The organism is Candidatus Gracilibacteria bacterium (genome assembly GCA_010119145.1).
GTDB lineage: Bacteria > Patescibacteriota > Gracilibacteria > BD1-5 > UBA6164 > JAACSU01.
The window spans coordinates 36095-55761 of sequence record JAACSU010000008.1 but is presented as its reverse complement, the minus strand read 5'-3'; the positions used below and the strand labels follow the sequence as shown (position 1 = coordinate 55761).

Here is a 19667-nt window from a genome sequence, read left to right as displayed (position 1 = left end):
TAGTATTATAATGCTGTTGATAGATCGTATTGTGTTGTATATGTTGATGTATTATTAATAATCTCATCAGGATCTCATTCAATTTCTCTCTCTTTGTATAAATCTAGAGTGATTGAATCAGTAAGTCTTGAAACAACGGGAGAGTATGGAACAGCTAGAGTTTTTCACTCATTACAGGTTCCTAATCAATGTGATATAACACAATCAATTACTTCATCTAATTTTCAATAACTTACTTGTCATTCTACCAAATTTCACTGCAAACTATTGCTTATAAATTTTTCATTCACACCGTCTCAATCTAGGTCGATGCTTTCATTTATTATAACTCAACTTGGAATTTCAAATTCTTGTCTAATTATTGCAATCATAGCATCAGCGGTATCTCCACGCAGAATGCTTATTGCTTCTCAGATTTCTACAAAATCCATATCTGGTAATCACTCAGTCTTGGTGCAAGTCACGATTGTATTTTCATCTCACATAATTGCAGCACAACCCAGTGGAATCTCAAGCATTTTCAGCTCTTTATTTTCTTGTCACACTGCTGACGTTCAAGTTAAAATAATTGCAGCAGCTCACAGTATGTTTTTCATATAATAATAAATTATTAAATAAATTTATACATATTAAATATATAATTTATATATTGTCAAATAATATTTGTAGTATAAGTTGATAAAGCTCTCTTTTTCCTTGCGAAAAGCCAATATTTTGGTATATTAGGTATAGTAAAATACACAAAAGTGAGAACTTATTTCTTATAATATTAATACATGGCTGAGCAAGATAATTTGAATGCAGACGGAGCATTAAATACAGATGAACAAGAACCAATAATCCCTCAGGGTTTAGTATATACCTGAGATAGTGCTCGAAGTATTTCTGAGGAAATGGAGAGTTGTTATATGGAGTATGCGATGAGTGTTATCGTAAGTAGAGCGCTTCCTGATGTTCGTGATGGTTTTAAACCAGTTCACAGAAGGATTTTGTATTCTATGCATGAACAAGGACTTCGTCCAAGTGCAAAGTACAGAAAATCAGCTACCGTAGTCGGGGATGTACTGTGAAAATATCACCCACATGGTGATAGCTCTGTGTATGAAGCGATGGTTCGTATGGCTCAGGATTTCTCACTTCGTTACCCGCTTGTGGATGGTCAAGGGAACTTCGGTTCTATGGATGGTGATGGAGCTGCTGCGTATAGATATACGGAAGCAAAAATGACAAAGATGGCTGAAAATATGCTGATTGATATCGAAAAAGAAACGGTAGATTTCAGAGATAACTTTGATACAACGAGACAAGAGCCTACCGTTATGCCAGCTCGGATTCCTAATCTCCTTATGAATGGAGTTATGGGTATTGCTGTTGGTATGGCTACAAATATTCCTCCTCATAATCTCACTGAACTTCTTAAGGCTATTAAGCATCTCTTGCTTTCAGAAAATGTCGGCGAAGTGACGATTGAAGACCTCATGGAATTTGTTCAAGGTCCAGATTTTCCAACGGGTGGTATTGTATATGATAAAGAAGCTATTCTTACTGCCTATTCAACTGGTCGAGGATCAGTAACAGTGAGGTGAGTTGCAACTATTGAAGAAAATAAAAAAGGGAGAAAAATTATTCATATCTCAGAAGTTCCATACGGGATGAATAAATCGACATTTATAGAAAAAATGGCTGATCTTGTTCGTGATAAAAAAATAGTAGGGATTTCAGATATCAGAGATGAATCATCTAATAAAGATGGAGTTCGAGTTATCGTAGAACTCAAAAAAGATAGTTTTCCTAAAAAAGTTCTCAATCAACTCTACAAACTTACAACCCTTCAAACAAGTTTTGGGTTTAATATGATTGCTCTCTGAGAAAGAGGGATTCAGCCAAAACTCTACAACTTAAAAGAAATGCTGATTGAGTTTATCGACCATAGAAAAGAAGTAGTAACTCGTAGAACTATTTATGAACTGAGGATCGCTGAAGCAAGAGCTCATATATTAGAAGGACTTAAAAGAGCTCTTGATCATATTGATGAGATTATCAAAACAATTCGAGCGAGTCAAGCTCGAGACGACGCGAAGCAAAACCTGATGGCTAAATGGGATTTCTCTGCACTTCAAGCTGATGCAATTTTAGAAATGAGACTGCAAAAACTTGCTGGTCTTGAACGTCAAAAAATAGAGGATGAACTGAATGAAAAACTTATTTTGATAACAGACCTTAAAGATATCCTCGCAAAACCTGAGAGAGTTATATCTATTGTTGATGGAGAAATCGACGTTATTCAAGAATCATTTGGAGATGAGAGAAAAACTCGAGTGAATGCTGGAAAAGTTTGAGAGTTTAATGCTAAAGATACGATTCCTAATGAGGACATCGTTATCGTACTTTCAAAAAATAATTATGTAAAACGACTTAAATCAAGTGCGTTTAGAACACAACGAAGAGGAGGGAAATGAATCATTACAGCAACAAAAGAAGATGATGAGATTTATCTTGTAGTTCCTACTACCAATCACGCTGACCTACTGTTCTTTACGACAAAAGGTCGAGTATTCACACTTCCAGCGTATGAAATACCTGAGACAACTCGTATAGCAAAGGGGCAACCTATCGTGAATCTCTTAAATCTTCAAAAAGATGAAGAGATTGCTGCAATTATGGATATCACTCGTGAAGAAAATAAATATCTCTTCTTTGTCTCGGAACTCTGAGTCGTGAAGAAGCTCAATACTGACTTAGTTCGAAATATTCGAGCAAATGGACTCAAAGTTGTATGAGTTCGAGATTGAGATAATCTCAAATGGGTAAAAACAACAACCGGTCATGATAGTATATTCATCGCAACTCGTGAATGAAAAGCTATTCAATTCCACGAAGATGATGTAAGAGAAATGGGAAGAGCTGCAGCGGGGGTAAAATGAATCAATCTCAAAACTTGAGACCATGTAATAGAAGTTGCTATTGTATGAGATGAAAATAAATTTGTATTTATTGTGACTCAAAATGGACTTGGTAAAATCTCTGAAATAGAGGAATACCGAAATCAAAAGAGAGGTGGCTCTGGTGTCAAAGCAATGGCTATGACAGCAAAAACTGGGAAACTCGTATCAGCTAAAATCTTGACGGAAGAGGATAGAAAAGAGAGTGATATACTCCTGATTTCTAAAGCTGGTCAAACAATCAGACTTAATCTCAAAGGAGTCAGACAAACATCACGTGTGACTCAATGAGTGATTCTGACAAAACTCAAAAATAAAAATGATGAAATTGTGAGAGCAAGTATTATCAGAGGAAGCGAAGACGAGGAAGTCCTTGACACTCTCGATATTGATAATATTAAATAGTATAAAAAAATCCTCTTTAGAGGATTTTTTTTATGCTTTTAAGGCTTCTAGAAATGCTGCAGTTTTAAATCATACAAATCCAGCATCTTTCGGTGCAAATTTTTCTCTAAAGAGTGTTTCAATTACTCATCATCCTTCTCACACTGAACTTTTGTCTACTTGTCAGAAGAATCAAATTTTATTTTCTCTTCGAATTACTCTCATAGTTTCTACTATATTAGATGGAGTCGTCTTTAATTCTGGTACTTTATCTTTTCATAGTGTTGCGTAAGTAACCTTAGAAAGAAAAATATTGAGTTCATTTTCTCCAATATAGTCTCAATCTGAAATATTGAAATTAAGACTTCAGATAGCTTTAAATATTTGATGTCGAAATGGAAAACACGACTGCATGTTATTTTCGTCTAAAGTTTTTTTGAAGTGAATAAATCATTGTTTTTCTTTTTCACTTGAACCTATGATTCTGATTTCTTCTTCCGTAAGACTTTTTGCCTCTTCTGGAGTAAGATTCAGTTCAGATTTGATGCTATCGTAAGTAGCTTGTAGGTTTTGAGAAGAAATATTGTTTGATTTATGTTGTGGGTTTGCTTTATTTCAATCAGATTGAGTCTTGATATTTGGGTAGGAATAAGAAATTTTTCAAGAATCATAATCATTGTCTAAATTTTGATTAAATTCATCAACTGTATCAGGTCATTTAACAATTCTCTCAGCTAATCAATCGGGATCAGTTATTTGTGCTTCTCTTTTTGCTCACTGTTTATCCTTTTCTAATGTTATAGTAATAAGTTTAATTAACTCAATATTAGTTACTTTATTCTCTTCTAAAAATTTACTATAGTTTCTGTTATCTGAATACTTTAAATTATTTTTATCACAAAATCTTTTAAATTCTCAAACTAAACCTTCTATATTAGAAAGGTGAAATTCATTCGTTTCTTTATTTAATTCAAAATATTTAAGTAATGTTGAAGGAAATTGTTCTTGTTCTATTCAAATTTGTGTTCTCTCTTCTCTTTCTTGCTGTTCTTGTTCTTCAACACTTTCTAATAATCATTGCGTAAACAACGATATTTTTTCTTCATCATTTCAAAATACTTCTGTAATCAAAGTAGAAATACTTCAATCAATAAATCATCTTTTATTTATTTCTAGTAACAAAACTTCTTTTTGTTCTACTGTTCAAGGAAAATTAAGGGGATTACTTAGAAAACTTTCTATCAAATTAATTTTTTCTCAGTCTTCGTTTACTATATCTTTTAATGTTTCTATAGTTCATTCAATAGGAATAATAGAATTGTATTTAATTTTTATTTTATCAAAAATGGACAGCAATATATCAATTTTTTCTTTTGAATAGGAAGTTGGAATATTTTTACCGATTTTTTCTATTTTTTCTTCAGTCATATCTGCCCAGATTAAATTGGCAGTTTTTTTCTCATTATTTCCAAATCATCTGTAAACAGCAAAAATATCGTCAACTCCTTCAATATTTAGAAACTGTATAATCTCGTTCAAGTCGTTTTCACTACAGATTTTTATAGTTTCTTCAATAACGAGTGGACTTGACCTATAACTATCATTTAAAGATTTTGAAAATGAAGTTCACCTTTTGTTTATTCAACTTAAAACCAAGTTAAAATAGTAATTCTCTGATTCATTAAAAGGAATATTTGGTATTATTTGTTGTAAAAAATAAGTTGGAAAATATGATTCATTTTTTACTAAGTACGCAAAACCTGTTTTAACTTCTTCAATTCAATATTTATTTAGGTATCATAATAAAATTGATACGTCATCAATATTTTCTCATCTTTCTCGAGAATTGTCGTATCATGGCTGTCTCATTTTACTTATAATGTTTTCAAATTCTTCTCTTTCTTCAACTTCCAATTTTTCTGCTTCTCTTTTTATTCATATAGTATCTAATTCAACTTCATTAAATTCAACATATAATTGTGAGTTTTTTATAACATTTTTTATATTATTTATTTGAAAATCTTCATATTTTCAATCTTCGGAAATAAGTATTTGAAATATTGCTTCCTTAAGATTTCATAAATTATCTAAATTAGCAGTGATGAATTTGTTTATAATACTTTTTTCTGAATACTTAACATTCATTAACAGCATATTGAGTAATTCTGTTGAATTTGCATCTTCAATTACAAATGTATCTGAGGAAATTAGATTTATATTTGACCAATTGAATCATGATAATTTTCAAAGAATTTCAATATCTCATCTTAAGCTTTTATGAATTTCTGAAATGTTAATATTATTTCCATCATACGCTAAAAGCTTTAATAAATTTTCTTTATTATCAATGGTTGAAATTTTAATCCTATTATTTAAATAATCTTCAATATTTTCATTATTTGAAAAATCTATATTTCTTTTAAATAAAATCTTATTCTCAAAATCAATTGATGATCAAATATTATAATATTCATTTCTTGATATTTCTAATTCTTTACTTGTATTGCTTTGCTCATATAACCATAATCTTAACTGTTCTTTTTTTCTCTCAAGTTGTATCGTTAATAAATCTCTTTTTCTATCATTTCAGACTGAACTAGTTCATTCTAATTGTCTAAGTTTAGAGGATAAATTATTTATCTCAACTCTTAAACTTTCTATTCTATTCTTAGCATGCTTAAGTTTTTCAATATTTTCTGTAAAACGATTCAATAATGAATTAGATGAAAATAAACTTTCAAGATAGTTCGATTGAGCTGTTCAAAAAAGTTCTAATTTTAAAGAATTATCTTCATTATATTTACTTATCATATCATTTATACCTTCAAATGAGAATGAAATTTTACCAGTTGAATCCATTCAATTTCATTGCAATGTCATAATCAGCATTGCTTTATAAATTTCTGTAACACCTGGTATTTGAAAATAAGTAATCTTCATAACATTAATTGATTCTTGGGCAACTATTGTTCTTCGAGCTTGTTCTATGATAAACCTGTACATTCCATCATTTATTCCAGATAAATTTTCTTGTCAGGCTATGTTTTCTAATTCAGAAATATCTTTTCCTTCATATATGTAATCAGAAAAATATGCACTTATCTCTGTTTTTATTTTATTTTTTTGTTCAATATTCACGCCATCAAATAACAGAGAAAGGACTTCTAATCCATCTCTTTCTAAAAGTATTTGTGAATAGTTAAGATTCTCAATTCAGTCTACAATTTTACTTAAATCTTTATTTTCTAAAAAAAATTGTTTTGCACGTCATGAATTATCGTCTCCATTTTGCGTATTCCATAAATTACTTAGTGCAATAATATTTTGAGCTCACATAATTTCAATTAGTTCCTTCATCCCAAATTTTCATTGTTCTGAAATCATCTTGAAATAATTAATTAGAGCCAATTGATTCCACTCGCTTGGATCTTCATTTTTTAAAGTTTTCTCAAATTCTTCCAGAGATACAACAAAATTTCAATCAATATTATTGTATCAAAGTAAGTTACCTTCACTATCAAATCAATTATTTACCACATCAGCTCAATACATAAGCATAAGCAATCAACTCTTGGCTACATTTGCTGCTTTTGAGGCAGCATCTAACTCTATTTTTTCTATTCACTCTAGTTCATTATTTTTAGATACTAATTCATCATATTCTCTCTTTACTTGACCTAGTTCTCAATAATCAATATCACCCTCAGAGTACTTAAATGCATCAATACTTCCTCATTGTCATAACTGAGCTTTAATTTCATCTAAATCACTCTGAGTTTCAGCTTTCAAATTTACGAGAGCTCAGATTGTTGCATATCTCACATCAGAGTATTCTTTTTTTATATCTTCATTATCATTAAACTTTGCTTTCACTTCCTCAGCTTGAGCAAGGATTTTTAAAGTTTCTTGTTTTATTAATTCTTCTCACTTAGAATTTTCGATAGATGATGTAAGAAAATCAGCCATTTGAGTGCTCTTGCAAAATAATATATTACATTTAAAATATCATATTATGAAGATTCTTACGAGATATATCTCTTGACATAATTTGTAAATAATCAATTATACTGAAAAAGATATATTTCTGGCTTGAAACAGGAGATTTATTCGTATAATACTGAGGATTTATTTTGTGAGGTTTATCCTTACTTTTTTACACATATTATGAAAATATCGAGTCAAGAAATGCGAGAAAAGTTTCTCAGTTATTATGAAGCACGAGGACACACTCGAGTCCCTTCAGCTTCACTCATTCCTGAAAATGATCCTACTACTCTTTTTACCGGAAGTGGGATGCAACCTATGGTACCATTTCTTCTGTGAGAAAAACATCCATCTTGAACTCGAATCGTAGATTCACAAAAATGTTTCCGAGCTGCTGATATTGATGATATCTGAGATAATCGTCATACGACATTTTTTGAAATGCTTGGAAACTGGTCACTGGGTGATTATTTTAAATCTGAACAAATTCAGTGGGCTTTTAACCTTTATATCAATGAATTTGGACTTGATCCAAAACGAGTGTATATCTCAGTATACCGTGGAAATGAAGCATTCTGAATTCCAAGAGATGATGAAGCTGTGTGATTATGGCAAGAGTTATTTGCTGCTTCATGAGTTGAAGCTCCAGCTATAGATATGGCAGAAGAAAAATGAATGCAAGGAGGACGAATATTTTACTACAACGAAAAAGAGAATTGGTGGAGTCGAGCATGAGTTCCAGAAAAGATGCCTGTTTGAGAACCAGGAGGACCAGACTCAGAAATGTTCTGGGACTTTGGAGAACATCTCGGTTTACATGAAAAATCTGAGTGGACAGAAAGTCCATGTCATCCAGCATGTGATTGTGGGAGATTTCTTGAGTTTGCCAATAATGTATTTATGCAATACAAAAAGACAGAAGATGGATTTGAGGAACTCGCACATAAAAATATAGATTTTGGAGGAGGACTTGAGAGAATTGCTGTTGCTATAAATGATACTCCTGACGTATTTATGGGAGATCTCTTTGATGGAATACGAGAAAAAATAGAACAATTTTCTGGAAAAAAATACGGAGAAAATGAAAAAGAAACGAAAGCTTTCAGAGTTATTATGGATCATCTACGTGTTGTGGTATTTCTGATTGCTGATGGAGCGACTCCAAGTAACAAAGACCAAGGATATTTCACAAGACGAATGCTCAGACGAGCTATTAGATTTGCTCGAGATTTAGGAATTGATTCTGGACTCTCAGCAGAAGTTGCACAAGTGGTAATCGCTGAATATAGTAGTCACTATAGTGAGCTCGCGACACAAAAAGACTTCATTATTACTGAAATAGAAAACGAAGAAAAACAATTCCTCACAACGCTAGAGAAATGAATTAAAGAGTTTGAAAAACTTATAGCGTGATTTCAGATTGCTTTTGAGCGAAGTGGAAAAAAAGTCACTCAAATTGCAGGACCAAAAGCATTTAAACTCTATGATACTTATGGTTTTCCTGTTGAACTGACAGCTGAGCTTGCTGAAGAAAACGGTCTTACTATAGATATGGAAGGTTTTGAAAAAGCATTTGAAGAGCACAAGGCTTTATCTCGAGCTGGAGCAGAGCAAAAGTTTAAGGGGTGACTTGCTGACGCTTCAGAAGCGACTACAGAGCTTCATACAGCTACGCATCTCCTGCTTGCTGGACTAAGAAAAGTACTTGGGAATCATGTATTTCAAAAAGGATCGAATATTACAGCAGAACGACTTAGATTTGATTTTTCTCAAGAGGATAAAATGACAGCTGAGCAACTTCAAGAAGTAGAAGACTTCGTGAATGCAGCCATAGCAACTGGATTTGATGTGACGATTTCTGAAATGCCAAAACAGGAAGCACTTGATATGTGAGTGGTAGGAAGTTTCTGGGAAAAATATCCAGATGTAGTAAAAGTATACACTATGAAAACTCAAACAGAAATGTTTTCAATAGAGCTCTGTGGAGGTCCTCATGTTGCGAACTCAAAAGATATGGGACGGTTTAAAATCAAAAAAGAAGAAGCAAGTTCGAGAGGAGTCCGAAGAATAAAAGCAGTTCTCATAAAAGATTAAATAAAAAAAAGAAGCCTTAGGCTTCTTTTTTATTTCTGATTTTTACTTCCCAGGCTATTCTGTCCCAAGGGTCGCTTCATTCTATGATATCATTTTCAATATTTAGTTTCCATAAAAGTATTTTTCCAATTACTTCAATATTTTTATTTATTGCTTCGTATGTTCAAATAATGGAATAATGATTTAAATAATCTCAGTGAATATTTTTCCAATCATAAAATGTTTGTAAGATTCAAATTATATCATTTTCACTCTCAGAATATTCTTTTATAGTGCCTTGAGTATGTATGTACTGATTGAACTGTCCTTGAAATTCTAAAATATCTCACATAGCTTGTTCTAAATTTTCAGAATTCACTCTTTTTATTTCTGATTCTGGTATTAAAAAATTTCAAGCTGCATTAGCTACATCTTCTCTAAAACGAACAATATTTCATTTGAAATTATTATCATTACTCGCACTATGAATTTTTATTTTTTCCATAACTTATGTTTAATAATTTATATATTCCTCTCTATTTTACATTAAAACAAAAATAAATACAATTACTAAAATATCCAACCAACAAACAATGCCTGGAAACACATTTAACATTACGGTGATAGGAGGAGGAAGTGGTACATTTAACGTACTTTATGGACTCAAGACTTATCATGATGACTCAGATACAGAACGAAAAAATCTAGCTGCAATTATTGCGATGACAGATTCAGGAGGAACTACTGGAGAAATACGAGACAAGTTTGGAGTGCTTCCTCCTGGTGATCTCAGACGAGCTGTTGCAGCTCTCGCAAGAGATACTGGACTCGTTCGAGAACTTTTTGAATACAAATTTGAGTGAGAAACTTGAGTAATTGGGTGAAATAAGATTGGAAATATTCTTATGACGGCGCTTGCTGACATAACGTGAGGATTTGAAAAAGGTTTAGATGAAATGTGTAAAATGTTCGATGTGCATGGAAAAGTGATTCCTGTTACATTGGAGGATGTGCATTTATGAGTTCGTATGGAGGATGGAGTTGAAGTAATAGGTGAAAAGAACATTGATGTTTCAGATAAAAACGTCTTTGAAAGACATCATAATCTTGATCAAAATGTAAAAGATGCTTTTTTAGTGTGAGGAGAATGAAACCTCAATCCCAGAGCAAAGGATGCGATTATTCATTCTGATATAGTGGTCATTTGACCATGAGACTTTTATACAAGTGTGGTTCCTGCTCTTTTATCTAAGTGAATCAGACAAGCATTTCGAGAATCAAACGCAAAAGTGGTGTATGTTGCCAATATTATGACAAAAAAGGGAGAGACTACGAACTATGAACTTCCTGATTTTATTAATAATGTTGAGAGATACGCGTGAGACGTGATTGACTATGTTCTCGTAAATTCATGAATCATTACAGAAGAAAATATTGAAAAATATAAAACAGAAGAAGGAAAAAAACCAGTTATGCTGAAAGAATGAATGGATTTTTGAGATAAATCCTACAAAATAATAGCGCGAGATTTTGTGAACGAATCGGATGTCGTGAGACACGATCCTCATAAATTAGCTGCGGTGCTTATTGACATTTGCCGACAATGGATTAAGTAAAAAAATAGAGAAAATAAATTGGAAATAATGCAAGTCACTTTGCATTTATTTTTTGCAAAAGTTTTCAAAAAACGTATACATAGATAATACTAATTTTTACTACATATAGTGTTTCGTAGTTGTTATAAAACTATATATAGTCAAATGAAAATATGTTTACTTTTTAATAAATTGTAGTTTTATGTGAATAAAGAACATTAAAAAACGCTCAGGAGAGCTCGTAAGCTTTGATAGAGAAAAAATAATACATGCCGTTTCAAAATGTTTTTTAAATCTCTGACATGAGGATAATGAAGCAGCCGCAAAAATTTGAAAAAAAGTAGAAAAAAGAATCGATAAATTTCACAAAGATCATAAAGATTTTATTCCAACCGTTGAAGAGGTTCAAGACATGGTAGAATTTGAAATGATGAAAGAAGGATTCTTTGAAGCTGCAAAAGCATATATCCTCTACCGAGAAGAACGAAAAAAAGATCGAAGTAGAAATATATTTAAAGCTCGAATGAACCTCAAACCATACGAGTATCCTGAGTTGCTTGAATATGTTGACGCGATTCGTCATTCATACTGGGTACATACTGAATTTTCATTTACATCAGATATTCAAGATTTTAAAGTAAATGTCAGTCCACTCGAAAGAAGTGCTCTGCAAAATTGTATGCTGGCTATTGCTCAAATAGAGGTTTCAGTCAAAACATTTTGGGGAGATATTTACAAGCATCTTCCAAAACCAGAGGTCGGAGCAGTAGGGCAAACATTTGCTGAATCAGAGGTCAGACATATGGACGCATATTCTCACTTACTGGAAGTACTCGGACTTAATGGAGACTTTGAGAGAATCAAAAATATACCTGTGATGAATAAGCGAGTAAACTACTTACAAGATGCACTCAAAAGTTCTAAGTCAGATGATGATGAAGAATATTCACATTCTATTCTTCTCTTCTCACTCTTTATAGAGCACGTATCACTCTTCTCACAGTTTCTTATCATCATGGCCTTTAATAAGCATAAGAATATATTCAAAGGTATCTCAAATGTCGTAGAGGCAACATCAAAAGAAGAACAAATCCACGGACTCTTTGGAATCGAGCTTATAAAAATTATTAAGTCAGAACATCCAACTTGGTTTGATGACGAACATAACAATATGGTAAAAAAAGCTTGTTTGGAAGCTTATGAATCAGAGATGGAAATAGTAGATTGGATTTTTGAAGATGGTGAAGTAGATTTTCTCCCAAAAGCAGTCATTAATGAATTTGTAAAAAATAGATTTAATAAGTCATTGGAATGAATCGGACTTGAAAAAATCTTTGAAATAGACGAAACACTTCTATCTGAAACAGATTGGTTTGATGATGAGATTATGTCCACAAAACACTGAGATTTCTTTGTAAAAAGAAGTGTAAACTACAATAAACGAAGTAAATCAATCACTTCAGATGATTTATTCTAATACGATACTAAAAAAATATTTATACCTTTAATCTTGCTCTATTATGGAATGGCTCAACGACTACTCACGAAAGTTTCTGGATAATGGTTACCTTATAAATGGACAATCTGCAGAAGAAAGAATCCGATTTATGGCAGATACAGCAGAAAAAATTAACGGGACAAAAGGTCTTGCTGATAAAATCTATGATTATGCTTCGAGAGGATTTTATAGTTTTTCGAGTCCAGTTTGGTCAAACTTTGGACTTGAGAGAGGTCTTCCAATCTCTTGTTTTGGGTCATATCTTGGAGATGATATGTCTAATATTCTCTATACGAATGCTGAAGTTGGGATGATGAGTAAATACGGTGGAGGTACTTCTGGTTACTTTGGTGCACTTCGACCACGAGGAGCAGAAATTAAAAATAACGGAGCTTCTTCTGGAGCCGTTCACTTTATGCAACTCTTTGACAAAGGAATCGATATCGTATCACAAGGTGCCGTTCGTCGAGGATCATTTGCAGCCTACTTACCAGTTGAGCATGATGATATAGAAGAATTTCTAGAAATAGGAAAAGAAGGGAATCCAATCCAAAGAATCACAACATGAGTAACCGTAACGGACGCGTGGCTTAATGATATGAAATCTGGAGACGCGAAGAAACGAAAAATCTGGGCGAAGGTGATTCAAGCTCGAGGGGAAATGGGATATCCATATATTCTCTTTACAGACAACTGTAACAATGGAGCTCCAGAAGTATACCAAGATAAAAATATGAAGATTCAAGCAAGTAATCTTTGTACTGAGATTATGCTTCCATCAAGTACGGACGAATCATTCGTTTGTTGCCTCAACTCTATCAATATTGCAAAATACGATGAATGGAAAGATACAGATGCAGTAGAATGTATGATCTACTTCCTCGACGCAGTGCTTCAAGAGTTTGTAGATAAATTGGCAAAACTCAGAGATTCAGAAGACAAAGATGATAGACTTGCATTTACATTCATGGAGAGAGCCTATAACTTCGCTCACAATCACCGAGCACTCGGTCTTGGAGCATTAGGATGGCATTCATACCTCCAATCTAAAATGATACCATTTGAGCATCCAGATGCTATGGCACTCAATAAAGAAATTTTCCAACTGATTCACGATAAATCATACCAGGCTTCAGAAGATCTCGCTAAAATGCTTGGAGAAGCTCCACTTCTCAAATGATATGGACGAAGAAACACAACTCTTAATGCTATTGCACCAAATACTTCATCTGCCTTTATACTTGGGCAAGTATCTCAAGGAATCGAACCATGGTGGTCAAATACCTACGTAAAAGACCTTGCGAAGATGAAAGTAACTATCAAAAATACTGAGCTTGAAAAGCTTCTAGAAGCAAAAGGAAAAAATGACCGAGATACGTGGGCATCAATCAGAGATCACGATGGATCAGTTCGACATCTCGATTTCCTTTCTCAACTCGAAAAAGACGTATTCAAGACATTCTCAGAAATTAACCAATTTGTCATTATAGACCAAGCTGCCGACAGACAAAAGTTTATCGACCAAGCTCAATCACTCAATCTCATGGTTCATCCAGATACATCTGCAAAAGATATCAATGCACTCTATATGGATGCGTGGGAACAAGGAATCAAAACTCTCTACTACCAACACTCTAAATCAGCAGCGCAAGAGCTCTCAAGAAAGATTAGTTGTGTATGATGTGAAGCATAGAAACAAGTTGCAAAGTAGAAAAACTATGAAATAATACAAAACCTCAAGAGTAATCTTGAGGTTTTTTTATTCATACTCATTCAATCGTGCGAGTAAATCGTCTCTGTATTCCATGAGAAGCTTCCCGAGAATATTCCTACCGGTACGAGTCGTGTTTGATATTCAGAAAAACTCATCTCACCAGTAGGTGAATTCGATAATTTCTCTGTCTCCGGTCTCAAGCAGTTGCGTATTTCTCCATTTGCTTCCGTTGTATTTTTGCGTGATAGCATTTCTCATGAAGGTTATTCTGTCTTGCTCATTTTGATTGAGAAGCTGATGATATTTATAGGCCTGTTTTTTTGATTGTCCTTTTACTTTTGAGGCTTCAGAGATTTCTCTTTTTAATTTAAGATTATCTGTACGTTGCGACATATAGTATCATTCACTATCTCAATAATCTATTCAAAACTCATCTACGATAGGATATTTGAGCTGACTAAAGTTTGATGCTCTGGGAAATGCGTCATAAAACTCTTCTCTTGTAATATCGTATCTCTCAAGTATTTGAGGATGCAAAATGAGATAGGCTTCTTGAATTCTGGTAGCTTCGTAAAACTCTGCTGGATAATTATTTAATCACATAGTATTTTTTAACTCAAGTATTGATTATATTCTTTTATTTCTTAAAAAAATCCCAGGGGCCCAAAGGCCCAAGGGAATTGCGTGTGTTCGAAAATACCACTCAGGCAGCGCGCTGAAACGCACGTCTACCGAGAATATCTTCGATTCCTGCTTGTCCAGGATTCCTAATCCTGCTGACAGGAAGACTCCGTGGCTGTGGCCAAGCGTCTTTCTTTTTTTGGAAAGTTGGCCTGGTTCTGAGTTTTGGGTACTCAGAATTTTGAAGATTCATAGCCTGTTCTTCCATCACTTTTGCCCATTTGCAGGCATTTTTCAGAGTTAAAAAGGCTGCGCAGACAATTATCACTCGAGGGTCTTTACAACCCTCTTTGTAATAATTGAGTTGGAAAAAATAAGTCTTCATTGGCATTTTATATTCTCCTGCCTATTAGTTTGTGTTTTTGTTACGCTTGCATTTCTTCACTTACTTTGGTTTTGTCTTTTTTTCGAATGATGAGACCTTCAGAAGTAAATTGATCGATTTGAGATTGAATCAAATTTACATCTTTGAGAAAATCACCAAATCTCCCATTGAAATTTATTCTTTTTTGTCCTTTCAATACGAGACGTTTCACTTTCTTTTTTCTATCTTTCGGTCCGATTTCTAGGTCTTCGAGCCTAGAGTAGTCAAAGATAATCTCTATAATCAGTAAGGTATCAGGATCGACTTTCAAAGCGCGAGACTGAATCTCAATAGGTACTTGTGATTCAGCATAGTCTGGATCATTGGTCGATATGATAGTGATACCACTAGCGTTAATTCTAACGAGCATGATTCTTCTCCTGTATTTTTATTTTTGCTTAATTATTATTAATAAAATACTATTTTAGTCAAATTACTTTTGAACTATTTTGACATTCTGTCTCAAAAATATATAGTATTAAAACTATAATTATTATAAGAGTCAAAATGCCAAATATATTGAGTGTTGATACGAGTCTAACGCATAAATGATTTACAAATCCTAATTTTAGGGCATTTGTCATTGATTTTTATTCAACCTTGTGAATTGATACTGTGGATAGTACGCTTGAAAATATTTTTGAAGTTATCTTTTGAGATTCTAATATATATAAAAAATTTCTTAATTTTTGTAAGGAAAATAATTTTTCATTTATTGAATCTACAGAGAATAAGAATGTTAATATTGCTGTGATTCTCTTAGCCTTTGAACAAGCGAAGTTTTATATTGAACAGGGAATAACTCAAAGTGTTTGGAAAATTTTATGACTCAGAGAAACAATCATAGATTTAGAGTTTGCAAATCATACTATTCCTGATACACAGGGAACATTCCTGAGTTGATTAATTAACTCTGCTCATAGAAACAATATGCTGAATAGTACAGGTGAAGTTATTTACTATTTAGGTGAAGAGTTTGGATATCAAATGGTGTATTCTAGAGAACGTGGAGTTCATTATGTAGATTGAGATGGAAATGTGATAGATCTCATAGAATACAATATAAACGAGAGAATTGAAATTCTATGGGAATTATCTGAGAATTTTACTGACGTCTTGCTGGCACATCAAAGCGAATTTACAGATGAAGAAGCATTGAGACTGAGAGAATTGAGATCCGAATTTGAAGAGAGTACAAGAACAGAGTTTTTAGGAACGTTAGAGGAAGAATTTCGTTTTAAGTCATGGGTGTTACATCAGTACCGAGAATCTCTGCTTTTATTTGAAAATGTAAAAGCTGAAGACGTGAGAAAAACAAGCCTTTCATTAGTCTGATGAACAGTAGTATGAGATTGAGAATGAGTACACTTAGAGAGTTCAAATGCTTTAAAAAGAAGAAAATCAATAAGATTGGTGAAATAAAAAAATCCCGTTCAGGGATTTTATTTTTGTATAAAATGATTATGAAGTGCTACTTGTCATGCTAGAGCAGTTTCTTTGTCACGAAAAACAAGAGAAATTTCTCATTTTGGTCACATTTTGATCTGTCATCAACTTTCTTCAATTCATATATTTCTCAAAATTTGAGTGACCATTTTAAATAATTTTCACAAATCTGACATATTTTCTCCCATGAGGTATACATTATGGTTTCAATCTGTGTTTTGTGATTGACGTCAGTAGACTCAATCATCAGATCATCAGTTATAGTCTCTTCAAAGCACAAGTTGCACTCAAGAACTTAATATATTTCAGTCCTTATCTATAAGTGCTTTATCAGAATCATCTGTTGGGTTTCAAACAAGTATTTTGATAGCTCTTGATTTTATCCTTTCATCTATTGAGTGAGCATTTATAAGTCAGGCTCCAGCTCCTTTGTGTCAGATAGCTCTCGAAACGAGTTCGTAACTGAGGTTATTTACTGATACTGCCTCAGAGTCTCTTTCTCAAAGTATTCGTGGATCAGTCGATTTAAAACCGTAGAGTTTCTGAATATAGAGTAAAACCTGATTATACACTCCATTATCATAGAGGGCAACAGCAGATCTTGAAGCTGTATAATCAGTATATCATCTTCATAACAGAGGCAAGATTCCTCACTGGATTCATCATATAAATCAGGGTATTATGGGAATTGCTAGTGGGTCATTTGCACATATTTCAGAAAATTTGTTTCATAAAAATGCTTCAACAGATACTCAGAGATTTCATCTGTTCAAATTTTGTAGTTGTGTTGTATCTACATACTGAGCATTAATATTTTTATATCGTAGATATTTTACAAAAACCTTTGCTGCGATGACTTCTCCAATTCACAGGAGAGAAAAACATTTTTTAGATACTCACGTTGTATAATCATGAGCTTTATCGCAGAATTCTGAAGAAAATTCGTTTGATAAAGATTTTTTATACTCAAAAAATAATTTTTTTGCGTATTTCAGCAATAACTCTGTTTCTGATTCAGGTGATTCAATCAGTATTTCTGTAAGCAACTGAATGTGAAAATTTTCAACTTCACCCAGAATTTGCATGATAGAATCTTTGTTTTTAGATTCTCAAGCTTCAATGAGTTTGTCAGTGGTGTTAAAATCTACTTTACTATTACGAAATGCAGAAACAGCATATGTTTGAGTAATATTATTTTTTTGTAGTACACGTGCAACTTGCATATTAGGAGTGATAAGTCACATATTATCACCTCAAATCTTGTGAGCGACAGCTAAACTTCCATCATCTATTATATATCTATTCACTCATGTATGCTGTATGTCTATACGAATAGGTTCTTCTGATTCTTTATAATTTATCATTATCGTTATCTCTAAATAAAAGCTGTTTTTTTACAAACAGCTATTTGGGTATGTTTTTTATACTAATTTCTCACAAGAGTATCTGTTTTCTTAGTTTTTTTTCTCAATGTGAGCAATGCTAATAATCAAGATCATAATGCAAGTCACGCAGGAATACCAGGAACTGGAGATGGAAAACCTGGACCTGGACCTGGACCATTTGGATTTCCACCTGTTGTAGGTGGAGTAGGAGGAAATAATGGACCTATTGGTGGCATTGGGAAGAGAGGAGTTCATGGTGTACCTGGTGTTCCAGGATTTTGAGGAGTCGTAGGAATTCAAGGTATTGAAGGAGTAGCTGGACCATTGGGAGTATATGAAACTGGAGTTGGTGTTCAAGTGCTTATAATCGGCTGTCAGTTTATATTTCTATATGTTGGTTGAACATTTTCTTGTGACTGAGTAATGATTTGCTCAAGAATGAGAATAGATTCAGCACTTTTTGGTAAGTATGTAACATTTCATCCACATGATCTTGCCATAAGAACAACATCTCAGTTTTTAGTTACAATTGCGTTTACTACATCTAGTTGCGCTGCTATATCAGTGGAAATTTTGATTCCTCCATTGATTCAATCAGGATTATTTCATGAACCAAAGACATTATAGAGATACTCATAATCATCGATATTAAGTCACATTGAAATCATCACTTCTTCAAGACTTCATGACGTATTACTTTGGTACATCGCTTCAGCAAGTTCTGCTCCATTATTTCCTCTGAGTAAACTCTCTATATTCAGACTGCTCGCGAATTTTCCGGATGCGTTTCGAACTTGATGTATAACAGTATCACGAGACTCTGGGTTACTCCCTTGGTTTCAAAGTCTGAGAGATTCTTCGAGCAGAAGTGTTACTTCATGTAAATCTAGAGATTCATTTTTATAGGCTTCATCCAGTTTATCAGCCATAATTTGACCGTTTATAGTTCTCATATCCCACCCTATTACTTCTGGTGATAAAATCATACTCAAAGAGTCAACATCTATTTCTCAGGTTTCTGACATTTCTCTCACAATTCTGTCAGCTACGAGTGTCGTAATAACAGGAGTATTTTTTATAAGAAGCGCTATTTCACTTTGATCACTTAATCCTGTGGAGTTTAAAAAGGAAGGAGAAAAATCAGCTGTATCATAGGGATGGGTATTTTCAGTATCCAATAATAATGATACTTTTTCGCTATTTGAAAAAGTTTCAGTCTGAGTTGCAGCTGAGGCTGGAGAAGAAGCAGCGATTCAAAGAGCACTCACTATTCATAAAATATCTTTTTTAGACATAACATATAGTAATGAAATATATAGTTATATATTAGTGAAATATTATAATTGTCAATGGATAATAAGAAAAAATTTTAAAATGTAATATAAAAAATGTATATTAAAATACATCATCTATTTTTTGTTCTAGTTTCTGAACCTCTGTAAGTTTTTCAGCCTCTTCCTCTGCTTTGTGATCCTCAGCTAACTGTTCAGCTAGTCTGTACGCTTCTTGTTGTTTGCGAAGTTGAGCCTTAGTGACTCTCACTTTAGGAGGTGGTGGTGCAAATTCTGACATAGGAGAAATATTAAAATTATACTATGAGT

The 19667-nt window shown here is 33.1% G+C and carries 15 protein-coding genes; 6 read left to right on the top strand and 9 right to left on the bottom strand.

Annotation, left to right across the window (positions count from 1 at the left end; genetic code table 25):
* Nucleotides 1-5: 5 nt before the first annotated feature.
* Entirely contained in the window at nt 6-596 is a 591-nt protein-coding gene (locus tag GW846_04340; GenBank protein NDK09984.1) for a hypothetical protein, read from the bottom strand.
* A 297-nt stretch (nt 597-893) separates the two neighbouring features.
* Here GW846_04340 and gyrA point away from each other — a divergent pair, with 297 nt between their 5' ends.
* Nucleotides 894-3347 (top strand): DNA gyrase subunit A, encoded by a 2454-nt coding sequence (gene gyrA / locus GW846_04335; protein ID NDK09983.1) that lies wholly within the window; start codon nt 894-896, stop codon nt 3345-3347.
* 30 nt (nt 3348-3377) lie between these two features.
* Here gyrA and GW846_04330 read toward each other — a convergent pair whose 3' ends face one another.
* The gene (locus tag GW846_04330; protein NDK09982.1) at nt 3378-7292 is read right to left on the bottom strand and encodes a hypothetical protein; all 3915 of its coding nucleotides are present in this window, start codon (nt 7290-7292) and stop codon (nt 3378-3380) included.
* A gap of 198 nt (nt 7293-7490) precedes the next feature.
* Between GW846_04330 and GW846_04325 the strand changes: the two genes are divergently transcribed.
* Entirely contained in the window at nt 7491-9404 is a 1914-nt protein-coding gene (locus tag GW846_04325) for an alanine--tRNA ligase (GenBank protein NDK09981.1), read from the top strand.
* Nucleotides 9405-9420: 16 nt separating this feature from the next.
* Here GW846_04325 and GW846_04320 read toward each other — a convergent pair whose 3' ends face one another.
* On the bottom strand, nt 9421-9888 hold the full coding sequence (locus GW846_04320; protein ID NDK09980.1) for a hypothetical protein: 468 nt from the start codon (nt 9886-9888) through the stop codon (nt 9421-9423).
* An 88-nt stretch (nt 9889-9976) separates the two neighbouring features.
* Between GW846_04320 and GW846_04315 the strand changes: the two genes are divergently transcribed.
* The 3 genes from GW846_04315 to GW846_04305 all read left to right on the top strand — a co-directional run bounded on the left by GW846_04315 (nt 9977) and on the right by GW846_04305 (nt 14169).
* Nucleotides 9977-10999, top strand: a complete 1023-nt coding sequence (locus tag GW846_04315) for a YvcK family protein (GenBank protein ID NDK09979.1) — start codon at nt 9977-9979, stop codon at nt 10997-10999.
* A gap of 181 nt (nt 11000-11180) precedes the next feature.
* The gene (locus GW846_04310) at nt 11181-12455 is read left to right on the top strand and encodes a ribonucleotide reductase (GenBank protein NDK09978.1); all 1275 of its coding nucleotides are present in this window, start codon (nt 11181-11183) and stop codon (nt 12453-12455) included.
* A 43-nt stretch (nt 12456-12498) separates the two neighbouring features.
* A complete protein-coding gene (locus GW846_04305; protein ID NDK09977.1) occupies nt 12499-14169 on the top strand; it encodes a ribonucleoside-diphosphate reductase subunit alpha in 1671 nt (556 codons plus the stop codon).
* A gap of 66 nt (nt 14170-14235) precedes the next feature.
* On the opposite strand, the gene GW846_04300 is transcribed toward GW846_04305, so the two are convergent.
* The 3 genes from GW846_04300 to GW846_04290 are packed head-to-tail and all read right to left on the bottom strand — an operon-like array spanning nt 14236 to nt 15605.
* Nucleotides 14236-14793: an NADAR family protein gene (locus GW846_04300; GenBank protein ID NDK09976.1), complete on the bottom strand. Its 558-nt coding sequence runs from the start codon at nt 14791-14793 to the stop codon at nt 14236-14238.
* Between the two features lie 34 nt (nt 14794-14827).
* Nucleotides 14828-15202 carry a hypothetical protein gene (locus tag GW846_04295; GenBank protein NDK09975.1) on the bottom strand — a complete coding sequence of 125 codons (375 nt, stop codon included), beginning with the start codon at nt 15200-15202 and terminating at the stop codon, nt 14828-14830.
* A 34-nt stretch (nt 15203-15236) separates the two neighbouring features.
* The gene (locus GW846_04290) at nt 15237-15605 is read right to left on the bottom strand and encodes a hypothetical protein (protein NDK09974.1); all 369 of its coding nucleotides are present in this window, start codon (nt 15603-15605) and stop codon (nt 15237-15239) included.
* 137 nt (nt 15606-15742) lie between these two features.
* Between GW846_04290 and GW846_04285 the strand changes: the two genes are divergently transcribed.
* Entirely contained in the window at nt 15743-16657 is a 915-nt protein-coding gene (locus tag GW846_04285; protein NDK09973.1) for a hypothetical protein, read from the top strand.
* Between the two features lie 20 nt (nt 16658-16677).
* Here GW846_04285 and GW846_04280 read toward each other — a convergent pair whose 3' ends face one another.
* The 3 genes from GW846_04280 to GW846_04270 all read right to left on the bottom strand — a co-directional run bounded on the left by GW846_04280 (nt 16678) and on the right by GW846_04270 (nt 19638).
* Complete coding sequence (locus tag GW846_04280; protein NDK09972.1) at nt 16678-18045, bottom strand: hypothetical protein; 1368 nt, start codon at nt 18043-18045, stop codon at nt 16678-16680.
* 62 nt (nt 18046-18107) lie between these two features.
* The gene (locus tag GW846_04275) at nt 18108-19361 is read right to left on the bottom strand and encodes a hypothetical protein (GenBank protein NDK09971.1); all 1254 of its coding nucleotides are present in this window, start codon (nt 19359-19361) and stop codon (nt 18108-18110) included.
* Between the two features lie 100 nt (nt 19362-19461).
* Nucleotides 19462-19638 carry a hypothetical protein gene (locus GW846_04270; GenBank protein NDK09970.1) on the bottom strand — a complete coding sequence of 59 codons (177 nt, stop codon included), beginning with the start codon at nt 19636-19638 and terminating at the stop codon, nt 19462-19464.
* Between the last annotated feature and the right edge of the window lie 29 nt (nt 19639-19667).